The sequence below is a fragment of the Flavobacterium sp. CAU 1735 genome, from assembly GCF_039888695.1.
GTDB lineage: Bacteria > Bacteroidota > Bacteroidia > Flavobacteriales > Flavobacteriaceae > Flavobacterium.
This window is the reverse complement of record NZ_JBDQQQ010000008.1, coordinates 51276-65951: the sequence shown is the minus strand read 5'-3', so window position 1 is coordinate 65951 and position 14676 is coordinate 51276. Positions and strand designations below refer to the sequence as shown.

General features: G+C 39.2%; 7 protein-coding genes. 3 read left to right on the top strand and 4 right to left on the bottom strand.

Going from position 1 to position 14676, the window contains the following annotated elements:
• Positions 1-192 precede the first annotated feature (192 nt).
• From AAFN64_RS15650 to AAFN64_RS15640, 3 genes are read left to right on the top strand one after another with little or no spacing between them, the layout of a single operon-like run.
• Complete coding sequence (locus AAFN64_RS15650; RefSeq protein WP_347761181.1) at positions 193-390, top strand: helix-turn-helix domain-containing protein; 198 nt, start codon at positions 193-195, stop codon at positions 388-390.
• A 1-nt stretch (position 391) separates the two neighbouring features.
• Positions 392-727, top strand: coding sequence for a HipA N-terminal domain-containing protein (locus AAFN64_RS15645; protein ID WP_347761180.1), 336 nt, complete (start codon positions 392-394; stop codon positions 725-727).
• On the top strand, positions 720-1664 hold the full coding sequence (locus AAFN64_RS15640) for a HipA domain-containing protein (RefSeq protein ID WP_347761178.1): 945 nt from the start codon (positions 720-722) through the stop codon (positions 1662-1664). Before AAFN64_RS15645 ends, AAFN64_RS15640 begins: the two co-directional genes overlap by 8 nt.
• A 64-nt stretch (positions 1665-1728) precedes the next feature.
• Here the strand turns inward: AAFN64_RS15640 and AAFN64_RS15635 are convergent, their stop codons facing one another.
• The 4 genes from AAFN64_RS15635 to AAFN64_RS15620 form a co-directional block, all read right to left on the bottom strand.
• A complete protein-coding gene (locus AAFN64_RS15635; protein WP_347761177.1) occupies positions 1729-2376 on the bottom strand; it encodes a hypothetical protein in 648 nt (215 codons plus the stop codon).
• A gap of 8 nt (positions 2377-2384) precedes the next feature.
• Positions 2385-6614: a hypothetical protein gene (locus AAFN64_RS15630; RefSeq protein WP_347761176.1), complete on the bottom strand. Its 4230-nt coding sequence runs from the start codon at positions 6612-6614 to the stop codon at positions 2385-2387.
• Positions 6615-6770: 156 nt separating this feature from the next.
• Entirely contained in the window at positions 6771-8081 is a 1311-nt protein-coding gene (locus AAFN64_RS15625) for an ATP-binding protein (RefSeq protein ID WP_300487874.1), read from the bottom strand.
• A gap of 300 nt (positions 8082-8381) precedes the next feature.
• A complete protein-coding gene (locus AAFN64_RS15620; RefSeq protein ID WP_347761174.1) occupies positions 8382-14675 on the bottom strand; it encodes a hypothetical protein in 6294 nt (2097 codons plus the stop codon).
• Position 14676 lies beyond the last annotated feature (1 nt).

Genomic DNA, 14676 nt, shown 5'->3' with positions numbered 1-14676 from the left:
TTTTTTATAAGCCATATCAAAAGGTTGAGATAAATATTTCATTTCGTAATAATTTTCTGAATTTATTTGTTCTGAATTTTAAAAATAAAATTTATATGCAAAAGCATACAATAAAATTCAAAAAAGCTTTTTTATATCCAAAAACATATAATTAAACTATTTTCAGTATCTTTATATTCAAAAGCATATAAAATGGAGTCAATCGCTGATTTTGTAAAAAAAAGACGTAAACAGGCCGGACTTACGCAGGAGGAGTTTTCATTGCGAGCTGGTGTTGCTTTAACGGTGGTTCGAAAAATAGAACAAGGCAAGGATAATTTAAGTCTATCGAAGGTCAATCAGGTTTTAAAAATGTTTGGGCATGTAGTAGGCCCAATTCAGGAGAAATAGTATGAGAGAAGGAATTGTAAAATACAACAACATCGTAGCCGGTTTATTACAGGAGCTTGACAATGGGGAATATGAATTTAAGTATGACGACACTTACATCAAAACATTTCCCGATGCTTTTCTCTGTTTTACGATGCCGGTGCGTAAAAATCCGTACCGAAGTAAAACACTGTTTCCTTTTTTTGATGGTTTGATTCCCGAAGGATGGCTGTTAAACATTGCTTCTGAAAGTTGGAAAATCAACAAAAATGACCGTATGGGACTCCTGTTAGCCTGTTGCCAAAATGCTATTGGAGCTGTAAGTGTTCACCCAATAAATCCAGATAAAAATGCGTAGATGTCTTTATTGTTATCAGGAATTAGACTCTCTGGAAGGTGATTATCATGCCAAATGTAACAAAGCCTTTTTTGGATCAAACGAAGCTCCAATACTTCCTTACCGACTGGAAGACATGGCAAAACTGGCCAAAGAAGCCATTGAACAATCGGTAACCGTTCCCGGAGTTCAACCTAAATTATCGTTAGGCTACATTCAATCAGAATTAGGAAAAGGACATAGCGGACGTTTAACCATCCTGGACGCGCTGGAAGGAAACTACATTCTAAAACCTCAAAATCCGGATTACAAACAGATGCCTGAAAACGAACATGTATCGATGAAACTGGCTGAATTGTTTAAAATTGACTGTGTTCCCTCCAACATGATTCGCCTGGCTTCCGGTGAGTTATGCTATATCACAAAACGCATAGACCGACCGGTACCCAATACTAAAATTCATATGATTGATTTCCTACAGATTTTAGAATTGGAAGACAAATACAAAGGAACAATGGAACGGGTTGGAAAGACTGTTGGTGAACTCTCGGCGAATACCTTATTAGACAAAGTACGTTTTTTCGAACTGGCTTTATTCAACTTTATCATTGGGAATAACGACATGCATCTAAAAAACTTTTCGATGTTTTTGTCGGACATTGGATGGGTATTGTCGCCAGCTTATGATTTACTCAATGTAAAAATGATTTTACCAAAAGACGAAGAAGACACCGCGTTATTTTTAGGTGGTAAAAAGAAGAACTTCACTATCGTTTATTTTAACCGGTTCGGAGCCGCTTTAGGATTAAACGAAAAGCAGATTCGTTCTATTTACAAACGATTGGAAAAATGGCTACCGGAAGCCTTACAGCTAATTGAAATCTCTTTTTTAAGCAAGGATAAAAAAGTAAAATATATCGATTTGATTATAACTCGTACCGGTTTGTTTTTGAGTTAAAAATATAAAAAAAGCGAAGCCTCGAGAAGCTTCGCTTTTTTATCATTTTGTTAAAAATATCCGTTTATCCTCTTTTAGAGAGACGCAAACTTTCAAACTTAGCAATAAAATTTTCCCAAGTCCAGTCTGGGAATATTTTTGGCATTTCGGTTTTAAACGTCTCCGTTTCTTCCCCACCTTTACCACTCATGTAATTTAATAAAACAAGTTGCCAGTAATAAAACACACGTGACTCAAGAGCCATTTGTGTATAACCATCAAAATCCAAATCCAGATTTCTCAAAGCATTATCACTTACACTCATATAATAAACTGACTTGTAAATCGTATCAGGTTTTATAATAAAACCAACATACGATTCCGGAGTAGGAAAATCTAATGGATGAAAATATTGAAGATCACTGCCTTCTTGCGTTTCATCAAAATAAATACCATTCCCTTTTGGACCAGCAAATAAGTGTTTAGTTTCTGCTAATTGTATATTACCTCCTATAGGTCCGCTATTATCTCTTTTCCAGTTTAACTCAAAACCATTAGTTGTCTCTTTATAAAATTCTTGTATTCCATTATGTATCATATCTAGTTTTGTGAGTTCTGGCAAATCTTCTTTTAAAGTTGAGTCATAACGATATTTTACTTCTAGAATTGTTTTATGATCTTCTTCAGCAATTAAAAGATTTTCAATTAAATTTTCATTAAAGGTTTCCAACATATAATTTTTTATTTTAAAGTTACACTCTTAGATTTTTTTAACGTTTCATAGTCTCTCAATATCTCTCTACTTTTATTCGAAATATTATCTAAAATCTGCGAGTATTCCTTTAATCCAATCACTTCTTTTGCAGCGTCTTGAATAATTTTTGCAGATTTTTCAGAAATACCTGCAGACTTAGACAATTGCTCTACAGTTGCCTGCAATATACTAACTTTTTCTTTTTTAGTTTTATTAATATAATAACTTTTTAAGTCAAAATCTACTGGATTTAACACCGATCTCTCAGACACCAAAACCTTATCTTTCACGTATTTGTCACCTTCCTTTTTAAGATAATTCGAGCGTAATGTTAGTGCTTTAGGAACAGACTTCTCCGCTTCTCTAATTTTACGTATTTTTTCTTTATCCTCACTACTTTCAAAACCTGCTGCATCCAATTGGGCATCACTTACATCAGGTATATTCTGACCGTATTTCACATATAAAATATAATCTACGATAGCACCACCTTCTACTGCAATCTTTATCGGTTCTTCAGCAGAACGCAAGTGATTAGCATTACCATCTTTTGACAATGGTGTCATGTTGGTCAAGATACCTTCACCATGTAAATGTTCATTAAGTAAATGTCCTCTAACATAGTAACTCGCTCCACCATTTTTTCTATACAACAAATCATCATATATCGCATTCGATTGTTTAGGAGGACTACCTTTAATTCCCTTACGGGTAAGTATCTCAGCACGCATAGCTGTTCCCATAACACCACCGTTTATTGTATCAGAAATATGTTTGATCTGAGACTCCGGTAAACCGCCTTGTTGATCGATACCAAAAAGTATACCTACAAATTTTGACAAAGCTTTAGTCATACTTTCAATATCACGTTCTTTCTTATCTTCCCTGTCTTTATCTCCACCAGTTGGATCATTTTTACGTTTATCAATATCGGCTGCTATTTGTATAGCTCTTTCTTTTGCTTTTTTAGTACGCTCATCAGCTGCTTCCGGTTTTATATCGGCAATAAAATCGCTAAATGTTTTTGGCGTACTTGCTACAATTAAAACAGTCTTACCTCCTCTACCTTCAAAATACAAAGTATGATCATGATTATCCACTGCTTTAAATGGCACTCTAACATCATCCCAGCCATGCGTATCTTTTTCACCTTCTTTTTTCTCCTTTTTCTCTTTTTTACCTTCCTTATCTTTTTTATCTCCAAGACCAACTTTACTCAATAATCCTTTTCCTTTCTCTTTTACAAAGTTCCAGAACTTGGTAATTCCGTTTACAATACGCTGGCGGATTTTATGAATCACACCCAACACTTTGTCGGCTAGTCCGCTGATACCTAAAATTGAGGCTAGTAATCCGATTAATACCGGGATGGCTTTGGCCAATGCATTTTCGATCGATTTGGCTACAGCGCCCACTTTACCGCTGGCAATAGCCGAAATACTATCCATAAACGCACTGATCAATTCGGCAATCTGTGCGGCACGTTGTACGAAGAATTTCACCACATCGATAATCGCCATAATGGCTTTTACAAACGCTCCTACCGGCGATAACAATCCTAAGATCCACTTGATACCCGCCTGGATAACCTGACTCTGGATGATATCCATAATGGCATCCATTACCGTTGCTTTAATATCCTGGAACTGGTCTTTTAGGTATTCCCAAAGTCCTGCGATACCGTCTTTACGTACCACCTGTACAATCTCAACTCCGGTTTCCAATACTTTCATCAACGGTTCACCCACTACTGTTGCTCCAATAGAACGAATTCCGCTCCAGGTTAGATTCAGTACCTGCATTGTAATCGAGAAAATACCTTTTAACGAGAAGATATCTTCCGGCATCGTAATCGTAACGCCTTTGGCAGCTCCGGTTAACCAGGCAAAGAATCCGGTTTGAAGGTGCGTCCAGATGTTTGCTGTAAAGTTGGAGAATCCTTGTCCGACACCCGCAATAAGGTTTCCAAAGAATCCGATTGGGTCCATGATAATAGCACCTACAACCTCAACCACTTTTGCCAATAGGTTTGTCAGTGTATTTTTTACCTCAATAATAAAAGCAAAAACACCACTTAAGGCACTTAAGGCCATACCTACCAAGCCTTTATTCATGGCTTTTAAGTTTTCAATTCGAGCATCGATTGCTTCAATGTTTTCCACATATTTTTTAGCCAATACATCAATAAGGGCATCTTTTTTATTGTCGACATCTTTTTCAAGCGCATTGAATTTACCCTGAATTTCGCTAATCGCAGCCGCTCCAAGTTTCTTTAAACTTGGCGATAAGGTGTTGACATAATTCTGAACCTCTTTCTTACCGGTCGCGATTCTTCTTTTTGCTGCATTTAACTGATTGGCAACCACATTGGCGATATCGTCAATATAGGTATCCATTGTTGAAACATACTTTTCTTTTCCGGTCACAAAGTATTGTTCTACTTCTTTCGGAAGCCCTACCATAGCATCTTTGACACGCTTTAGGTTTCTCCAATCCAGCCACGAATCACCATAGCGTCTCTTTTTATAGGCTTTCATTTCCTTGTCTACGTGCCTTTCAAAAGCAATTTTTGCGGCTATACTTCCCGCTGCGAATTTTTTAGCAACCGTATCATCAAGACCGTCTAAAATACCTTTAACATCCCCTTTGGCATCGTTATAGATTTTGTTGATGTTATCGGCAATTTTTTTACGTTCAGCGGTGTCTTTAGAGGCTGTTTCTTTCTGATTTCCAAGTACTTTATCCAGTCCGCCTTTACGGGAACCATGCATTCCGGCAATTTGCTTCGCGGCTTGTGCCTGTGCTTCGTTCTGGGTTTTGTTTAGTTTCTGACCTTCGTCTATTCTAAATTGGTTGGTCGCGGCCTTACTTTGCTCTTTTGCTTTGTTTTTCTCGTCTAATGCGCCTTTGAATGACGGCTCGTTAGAGTTGGCAAGCATTTGATCTGTAACACCATGCTCTTTCATTTGGCTGTCGATGCTATCCGTTTCCGATTGAATTGGTTTTTCAATATTGGTAGCCTCTCTTTTTGTTGGCATTGCCTTAGCCGCATTAACGCTACCCGGTGCTTTACCGTGTTCCGGTACCGGCATTTTAGCAACATTTCGAACCGGTTGTTTTGCCGTATCCGGTTTTTCCGATGTGGTATTCTGGATACTTCCCGAAGCGGCATTTTTCTCTTTTTTGACAGAGCCCATTGCTTTGTCATTGACCTCCTTGATGTTGTTATTTTTCTCGAACTTATCGGCATCTTCCTCATTTGTAGGAAGCTTTACGCCATCAATTTTCTTTTTCAGTTCGGCTTTAAAAGCGGCAGCACTAAACAATCCCGGTTCTTGAGCGCTCATTTTATTTACCTGACCGGCTTGTGCCATACTTTGGCGTTCATTCGACGGTGAAGGTGCAGCAGCCTGGGCGTCTTGCGATGCCTTACCTGCCGGTCCGTGTTTTCGCTGTGCTTTTGCTGTTTCGGTAACCTGTCCCTGCATTTCCATAAAAACAGGATTGGCAGTAGCCGTTTTTGGTGTTGTATCCGCTACTTCTTCTGTTGCCGCTTTATCTTCGATGGCTTCTTTTTCTCCAGCCTTTATATCTGATTTATCAGCTGCTTTTATAGCAGGAGCCGATTCCGACGAAGCGCCGGAATCACCAGAGCTTTTTGCATTCGAAACGTCAACCAGCTTTTCATCGGTAGTTTTTTGCGCCGTTTCGGCCGACTTCGGATCAGTCGATTTGGCACCCGGTAGTTTTGTATCCGCCGGCTTCGCTTCTGCTGTTGGTTTTGCATCCGCAGCTTTTGCATCCGCAGCTATAGCGTCGGTTGGTTTTGTTTCCTCCGATTTTGCCTCTGCAGCTTTGGTATCGTGATACTCTCTCAATTCATTAATTCCCAGCGTACTTCGATATTCCATTTCTTTCTGCTTGGTATCGGGATGATCCAACTCTCCTGTCGTTCCCATACTAGCCTGAAGCTGTTGGTATTTTTGTTCGGAACCATCGGAATACGCAGGACTGGAGCCGTGAACAGCCGGAATACTTGCGTTTTCGGACTGTGGGCTACTTTTTTCTGCACCGGTTTGTTCATTTTGAGCAACCGATTCCTGCGTTTGAAGATTGGCATTCTCCGTTTCGCGCAGAGAAAAAGGCGAATTCGCTGCCTGTTTCTCATCTCTCTTTTGCGCTGCTTTCTGCGGATTACTCTCTTTCTCTGCGTTCATTGTTTACTAATTATATTGTTTCCTTTATTTTATGATATAGTCAATGCCATACAAAGTGTAACCCTTACGATTACACTCCATATAACATTTTATTCCCGGAAAAAATCGGTTGGTTCTGATTTGTTTCCGGACCACTTTTTACGTTGTTTGGGAAGTTTAGCTGAATATTTTGTCTTCTTTTAAATATTCCTTTTGAATACTTTCCAATAGTATGTTCTGACTCACTTTATAATCAGGTGATTTTGCAGCAATCGTTTTTAAACTGATATCCTGGATTACATTCATGATATTTGATCCTGTTAATTCATAACGTCCGGCTATGGCTTCCAGGTCGATGTCTTCCATGTTTAATTGTTTGGGCAAATTGTGTTTCCAGATGCGCAAACGTTCTTCCTGTCTTGGATTGTTAAATCGGATGCAACTATGAAAACGTCGCGTAAAGGCTTTGTCCATATTATTTTTATAGTTGGATGCAAGAATGATCAATCCTGAAAAGGTTTCGATACGCTGTAACAAATAGGACACTTCCTGATTGGCATATTTATCCTGTGCATCACGAACGTTGGTCCGTTTTCCAAAAATGGAATCGGCTTCGTCAAAAAACAAAATCCAGTTTTTATTTTCGGCTCTGTCGAAGAGTTTTGCCAGTTGCTTTTCCGTTTCACCAATGTATTTGGAAACCAACATGGAAACATCCACTCTAAAAACAGGGCGGTTTGTATATTTCCCCAAAAGGCTGGCTGCCAGTGTTTTTCCTGTTCCCGGATCGCCATAAAACAACACCCGGAAGCCTGGTTTTAGCGTTTTTTGCATATCCCATTCTTCCATGAGAATATGACTGCTATTATACCAGGCTTCAATACTTTGAAGTTCGTTTAACGTGGATTGGGGAAGTATAAGGTCGCTCCACGATCTACGGGTGTTTAATTGTTCTGCCGGAAAATCATTACTCATTTTCGGCAATAATTCGATTCCAAACAGGATACGGTTAAAGGCTTCCTGAGTGATATCTATTTTATTGTGTACTGCGTTTTCATTCTGATTTGATACTTTCAGAATGTTGTCTTTTAGCAATATGCTGGAGTCATCAAAATAGTGCAATACCTGTAATCTTCCTGCGATACAGCTACCGCCTAAAATAAACTGTAAGGCTTCAACTGTTGGTAAAAAAAGCCTGCCGCTATCATTAGTTGAACATAAATCAAATAATACGCTATTGGGTACCTCTAAATAAATGCGTCTTAATAACGCCGGGTCCAATTTTGGCATCAGTGCCATTAAGAGAATGACAACTTCATGACGGGCAAGCTCTTTCTCCGAGATATAGTCGCCTAGTGGAAAGCCTTCATGGTCACTAGTACTAAATCCAGGTGATTCTATATTGAAATCCTGGGAAGGATTGTTAATTCGCCAGACAATTACTTCTTCCAGGTATGTAAATAATTGCTGTATTTTTTTCGAATCCATTGTATTTTGGGTGTTTGTTTTTGTATATGTTTGAAATTCAAAATTCACTATTTTTTTTGGCAAAAAGTAGTTTTTCGGGCGTTCGATTCAGTAGTTGCAGTAAGTCGTAAAATGCATTATTTTTAAAAAATAAAGCACTAAAAACCAACCGAATACAAACAGGCGTATGCGAATCAAAGAAACCCAATCCGGAATGTTTTACAGGATTATTGCAACGACCGCTTAACGACGTTATTTAGAGTAAAAAACCTCACAACGTTTTGCAACTATTTGTGAGGTTTTGATTAAAATTCAATCGTGTTATTTTATATAATTGACTACGGCATAACTCTGTTCTTCCATCTGGAAAGCGACAAAGCCTTCTTTGTTATAGAATTCGTAGTTATGGGGTTCCAGGATATGCGGTGAGAAATATTTTCCATCCGAACTTCTGAAGTACATTATGTATTTGATTCTTGCATTTATCAGATCATAATCCTGATACTTCCCTTCCGGGTTAAAATAAAACGTAAGTACTTTTAAAAATCCTTTTTCGTTTGGATCGTCCGCAGCCCTATTCATTTGCCCTAAAGTCAACACATGATTCGGTTCTGTCCCCGGAGCAGCCGTTACTTGACCCGAAAAAATACCTTCTCCCGCAACGTCTAATCGCGCTTTTGGTGACGATGTACCGATTCCGACATTACCGCCCTGACGTTGCAGACTGATATCGCGATTGTTTTTCAGATTATAATCTGCGCCCTGAATATTCGGAATATCGACTTTAGATGTTTCAATTCGCAATGACTTATTCTCCGATTTATCTTTGGCCGCAAGAATACCTTCGATCCCCAGATTTCCGAATTTGGTTTCATTACCTGATTTAAGTAGGTAGTCTCCACCACCACTGCCATTACCACCCAATAAATTCCAAGGCGACCACTCGCCGTTATAAAATGACCGATTATAAACTTTATTAGACATTCCATAAGTGTAATACGTCTGATATGACATCACTTCGTCTGTAAAATTTTGAATTACGGTTAGCATCCCAGCCATAAACTCCGGATAATTTTTACCTTCTCTGGCATACTCATCTGAATTTTGCGAGAAAATACCTGTTTGTCGGTAATCATTCAAATCATCACCAGGTCGCAACTCTCCTTTTAAATTTAAAGTACGGTATGCATCTGCCTTATTAGCCAAGCCTTCGTACATAGACCCAAACTTGGCATCTACTTCGTTAGTATTGGCTTTTTGACCTAATTGCGCATACACCTCATTGGCATTGGCTTTTGCATCCAATTTACCGCTTAGGTCGGATAGTTTCACATTAACATCATTGGTATTGGCTTTTACGGCCAATCCTGCATTTACATCAGCTACATTAGCTTTTCCGTTTAATCCGGCATTCAGGTCATTTATTTTACCATACACCTCATCGGCATTGGCTTTTGCAGTCATCAAATGCGTGACCTCTGTAAATTTTATATCCATGTCACTTGCACTTGCTTTTAGTGCAAGTCCGGCACTTAAATCGGCCTTACTAGCCTTTAACACCAAGCCTTCCTGGATAACCGTTGCCGTTTCGTCAAACCTTGTATTAACATCTGCGATATTGGCCTTAGCAGCCAGATCGGACAGATTTGCTTTTCCGGATAATTTTGTATTGACATCCGTGATGTTTTCTTTTAACGCTAATCCAGCATTCAAATCGGTTACATTAGCTTTTGCAGCCAGATCCGTTGCATTGGCTTTTGCGGCTAAACCGTCCTGTAATTGCGTAGCACTAACTTTATCCGCTAATCCTGTATTAACATAGGTTGTATCCGCTTTTAAGGCTAAGCCTGCATTCAGATCCGTGATATTCGCTTTTGCAGCCAGATCCGCTAAATTTGCTTTTCCGGATAATTTTGTATTGACATCCGTGATGTTTTCTTTTAACGCTAAACCGGCATTCAAATCGGTGATATTCGCTTTTGCGGCCAGATCTGTTGCGTTTGCTTTCGCGGACAAACCGGAATTTAAATCCTCTTTGCTTGCTTTTAACGCCAGACCATCTTCAAAGGCCACAGCACTAACTTTATCTGCTAATCCTGTGTTAACATAGGTGGTATCCGCTTTTAAAGCTAAGCCCGCATTTAGATCCGTAATATTGGCTTTTGCAGCCAGATCCGTTGCGTTTGCTTTCGTTGCTAAACCGGAATTTACATCAATGATGTTCGCTTTATCAGCAAGACCTTCTTCAAATTCAACAGCACTAATCTTTTCCGCTAGTCTTGCATTAACATCTACAGTGTTTGCTTTTAAGGCTAAACCGGCGTTTAGATCCGTAACATTTGCCTTCGAAGCTAAGTCAGTTAGGTTTGCTTTTGCAGCCAAATCACTTAAACTCGCTTTTTCGGCCAAACCTTCTTCAAATTGAACGGCACTTACTTTATTCGCTAATCCTGTATTAACATAGGTTGTATCTGCTTTTAAGGCTAAGCCCGCATTCAGATCTGTTATATTGGCTTTAGCCTGAAGATCCGCCAGATTTGCCTTCCCGGATAATTTTGTATTGACATCCGTGATGTTTTCTTTTAACGCTAAACTGTAACTTACATCAATGATGTTTGCTTTATCAGCAAGGCCTTCTTCAAATTCAACAGCACTAACTTTCTCCGCTAGTCTTGCATTGACATCGACAGTATTGGCTTTTAACGCTAAACCTTCTGTCAATTGCGTATTAACACCGACAATAGTTGCTTTTGTATCCAGACTTTGCTGAATTTCAACAGCTTTGGCATCAACGTCACTTTTATTCGCTTTTAAAGCTAAATCCGAAACATTTGCTTTATCAGCCAATCTCGTATTAACATCTGTAATATTGGCCTTTACCGCTAAATCGCTTAAACTCGCTTTTTCAGCCAAACCTTCTTCAAATTCAACGGCACTAATTTTTTCCGCTAGTCTTGCATTGACATCGACTGTATTTGCTTTTAACGCTAAACCTTCTGTCAATTGCGTAGTACTGGCTTTAGTCGCTAACCTCGCATCGACATTAAGAAGATCTGCTTTTTCATCCAGTTCCGCCGCAACATTATCAAATCGGAAAAGCATATCACTTCTATCCGCTTTGGATGCCAGATCCGTGACATTGGCTTTATCTGCCAATTTCGTATTAACATCCGTGATATTGGCCTTTACTGCTAAATCGCTTAAGCTCGCTTTGTCTGCTAAACCTTCCTCAAATTCAACGGCGCTAATTTTCTCCGCTAGTTTTGCGTTGACATCGACCGTATTGGCTTTTAAGGCTAAACCAGAATTTAGATCTGTAACATTGGCTTTAGCGGCTAAATCCGTTGCATTGGCTTTCACAGCTAAACCAGAATTTAAATCTTCTTTGCTTGCTTTTAAGGCTAAACCGGAATTCAAATCCGTGATATTGGCTTTTACCGCTAAATCGCTTAAACTCGCTTTTTCAGCCAAGCCTTCTTCAAATTCAACCGTACTAATTTTCTCCGCTAGTTTTGCGTTGACATCGACCGTATTTGCTTTTAAGGCTAAACCGGAATTCAAATCCGTGATATTCGCTTTAACCGCTAAATCGCTTAAACTCGCTTTTTCAGCCAAACCTTCCTCAAATTCAACCGTACTAATTTTCTCCGCTAGTTTTGCGTTGACATCTACAGTATTCGCTTTTAAAGCTAAACCAGCATTCAAATCGGTTACATTGGCTTTGGACACCAGATCCGTTATATTCGCTTTATCTGCTAGTTTGGTATTAACATCGACAATAGTTGCTTTTGTATCCAGACTTTGCTGAATTTCAACAGCTTTCGCATCAACGTCACTTTTATTCGCTTTTAAAGCTAAATCCGAAACATTCGCTTTATCAGCCAATCTCGTATTAACATCCGTGATATTAGCCTTTACCGCTAAATCGCTTAAACTTGCTTTTTCGGCCAAGCCTTCTTCAAATTCAACAGTACTAATTTTTTCGGCTAGTCTTGCATTAACATCGACTGTATTTGCTTTTAAGGCTAAACCGGAATTCAAATCTGTTGTGTTTGCTTTTGTTGCTAAGCCAGAGTTTAAATCTGTGATATTCGCTTTTACTGCTAAATCACTTAGGCTCGCTTTTTCAGCCAAACCTTCCTCAAATTGAACGGTACTAATTTTCTCCGCTAATTTGATGTTGACATCGGTAATATTTGCTTTAGCTTCAAGATCGGTTACGTTGGCTTTTATAGCTAAACCGGAACTTAAATCTTCTTTGCTTGCTTTTAAGGCTAACCCGGAATTTAAATCCGTGATATTGGCCTTTACCGCTAAATCACTTAAACTCGCTTTTTCAGCCAAACCTTCCTCAAATTGAACGGCACTAATTTTCTCCGCTAGTTTGATATTGACATCGGTAATATTGGCTTTGGCTTCAAGATCCGTTACGTTGGCTTTTGTTGCCAAATCGGTAACATTTGCTTTTACAGCTAAACCGGAACTTAAATCTTCTTTGCTTGCTTTTAAATTCAAATCCGTGATATTGGCTTTTACTGCTAAATCGCTTAAACTCGCTTTTTCAGCCAAACCTTCTTCAAATTCAACAACACTAATTTTCTCCGCTAGTTTTGCGTTGACATCGACCGTATTTGCTTTTAAAGCTAAACCAGCATTTAGATCTGTAACATTGGCTTTAGCGGCTAAATCCGTTGCGTTGGCTTTCACAGCTAAACCGGAATTTAAATCTTCTTTACTTGCTTTTAAATTCAAATCCGTGATATTCGCTTTTACCGCTAAATCGCTTAGACTCGCTTTTTCAGCCAAACCTTCTTCAAATTGAACGGTACTAATTTTTTCCGCTAATTTGATGTTGACATCGGTAATATTTGCTTTGGCATCAAGATCCGTTACGTTGGCTTTTGTCGCCAGGTCGGTAACATTTGCTTTTATAGCTAAACCGGAACTTAAATCTTCTTTACTTGCTTTTAAATTCAAATCCGTGATATTCGCTTTTACCGCTAAATCGCTTAGGCTCGCTTTTTCGGCTAGGCCTTCTTCAAATTGAACAGCACTAATTTTCTCCGCTAATTTGATATCCACATCTGCGATGTTGGCTTTAGATGCCAAATCCGACAGACTCGCTTTTAAAGCTAACCCGGAATTCAGATCCGTAACATTTGCTTTAACAGCCAGTTTGGTATTAACATCGATAATGGTTGCTTTTTCATCCAGGCTTTGCTGAATTTCAACAGCTTTAGCATCAACGTCGCTTTTATTCGCTTTTACAGCTAATCCAGCATTCAGATCCGTAATATTGGCTTTTGTTGCCAAATCCGTGATATTTGCCTTTACTGCTAAGTCGCTTAAACTCGCTTTTTCGGCTAAACCTTCTTCAAATCGAACCGTACCTATTTTTTCAGCTAATTTGATATCCACATCTGCGATGTTGGCTTTGGATGCCAAATCCGACAGACTCGCTTTTAAGGCTAAGCCGGAATTCAGATCCGTAACATTCGCTTTAATAGCCAGTTTGGTATTAACATCTGTAATATCGGCCTTGGCATCAAGATCAATCAGGTTCGCTTTTTCCGCCAAGCCTTCTTCAAATCGAACCGTACCTATTTTTTCAGCTAATTTGATATCCATATCCGCGATGTTGGCTTTGGATGCCAAATCTGACAGACTCGCTTTTAAGGCTAAGCCGGAATTCAGATCCGTAATATTAGCTTTAACAGCCAGTTTCGTATTAACATCCGTGATATTTGCTTTGGCATCAAGATCCGTTACATTGGCTTTTGTTGCCAAATCGCTTAGACTCGCTTTTACAGCCAGGCCTTCTTCAAATTGAATGGTACTAATTTTATCCGCTAATTTGATGTTGACATCGGCAATGTTGGCCTTGGTATCAAGATCGATTAAATTGGCTTTCGTGGCCAATCCGCTATTCAATTCTGCAATACTGATTTTATCGGCTAATTTGATGTTGACATCAATGGTATTGGCTTTTAAATCCAATCCTGCATTTACAGCGGCTGTATTTGCCTTTAAAGCGAGCGCATCTGCCACACCGGCACTGGAAACGGCATTATTACTTCCGGCAGTTGGCGTGCCATCCACATCAACAGCTTTTGGAACACGTCCCCAAACCGTACCATTGGAGATAACCCAATCGCCTATTTTATAATTTTCGCCCTGTTGCGTTCCCGCTACATTTACCACCCAATATTTTCCTTTATTAGCCGATGCAACCGGTAAGGCCGGAGTATTTGTTGTGGCATTATAAATTCCCTGATAATTAACCGACCCAACAAGCGCGTCGTTAATTTGAGAAAGTGGTATTTTTCCGTCGACAAGATCCGCTTTATTTGGAAGACCAGCCGTTATATAATCGACCGCGTCTTTTAGTTGTTGATCAAAACCCAGAGCAGTCCATTCAATTCCATTATGTCCTTCGAATTTCCCGGTTTCCGGGTTAAAACGAATACGTCTTTTCAGCTCTACTTCCGGTAATATATGAGTCTCGGAATCCTCAGGAACCTGCATAACAGCTGTAGCACTCACACCACCGCGAAACTCCGTAATTATTACGTCGTCTCCTGTCTTAATTGTTTTACCTTGTTCGTTGATTTTCATA

What these genes read in the sequence shown, in the direction of transcription:
- AAFN64_RS15650 (WP_347761181.1), top strand. Translation starts at nt 193, where the DNA reads ATGGAGTCAATCGCTGATTTTGTAAAAAAAAGACGTAAACAGGCCGGA.
- AAFN64_RS15645 (WP_347761180.1), top strand. Translation starts at nt 392, where the DNA reads ATGAGAGAAGGAATTGTAAAATACAACAACATCGTAGCCGGTTTATTA.
- AAFN64_RS15640 (WP_347761178.1), top strand. Translation starts at nt 720, where the DNA reads ATGCGTAGATGTCTTTATTGTTATCAGGAATTAGACTCTCTGGAAGGT.
- AAFN64_RS15635 (WP_347761177.1), bottom strand. Translation starts at nt 2,376, where the DNA reads ATGTTGGAAACCTTTAATGAAAATTTAATTGAAAATCTTTTAATTGCT.
- AAFN64_RS15630 (WP_347761176.1), bottom strand. Translation starts at nt 6,614, where the DNA reads ATGAACGCAGAGAAAGAGAGTAATCCGCAGAAAGCAGCGCAAAAGAGA.
- AAFN64_RS15625 (WP_300487874.1), bottom strand. Translation starts at nt 8,081, where the DNA reads ATGGATTCGAAAAAAATACAGCAATTATTTACATACCTGGAAGAAGTA.
- AAFN64_RS15620 (WP_347761174.1), bottom strand. Translation starts at nt 14,675, where the DNA reads ATGAAAATCAACGAACAAGGTAAAACAATTAAGACAGGAGACGACGTA.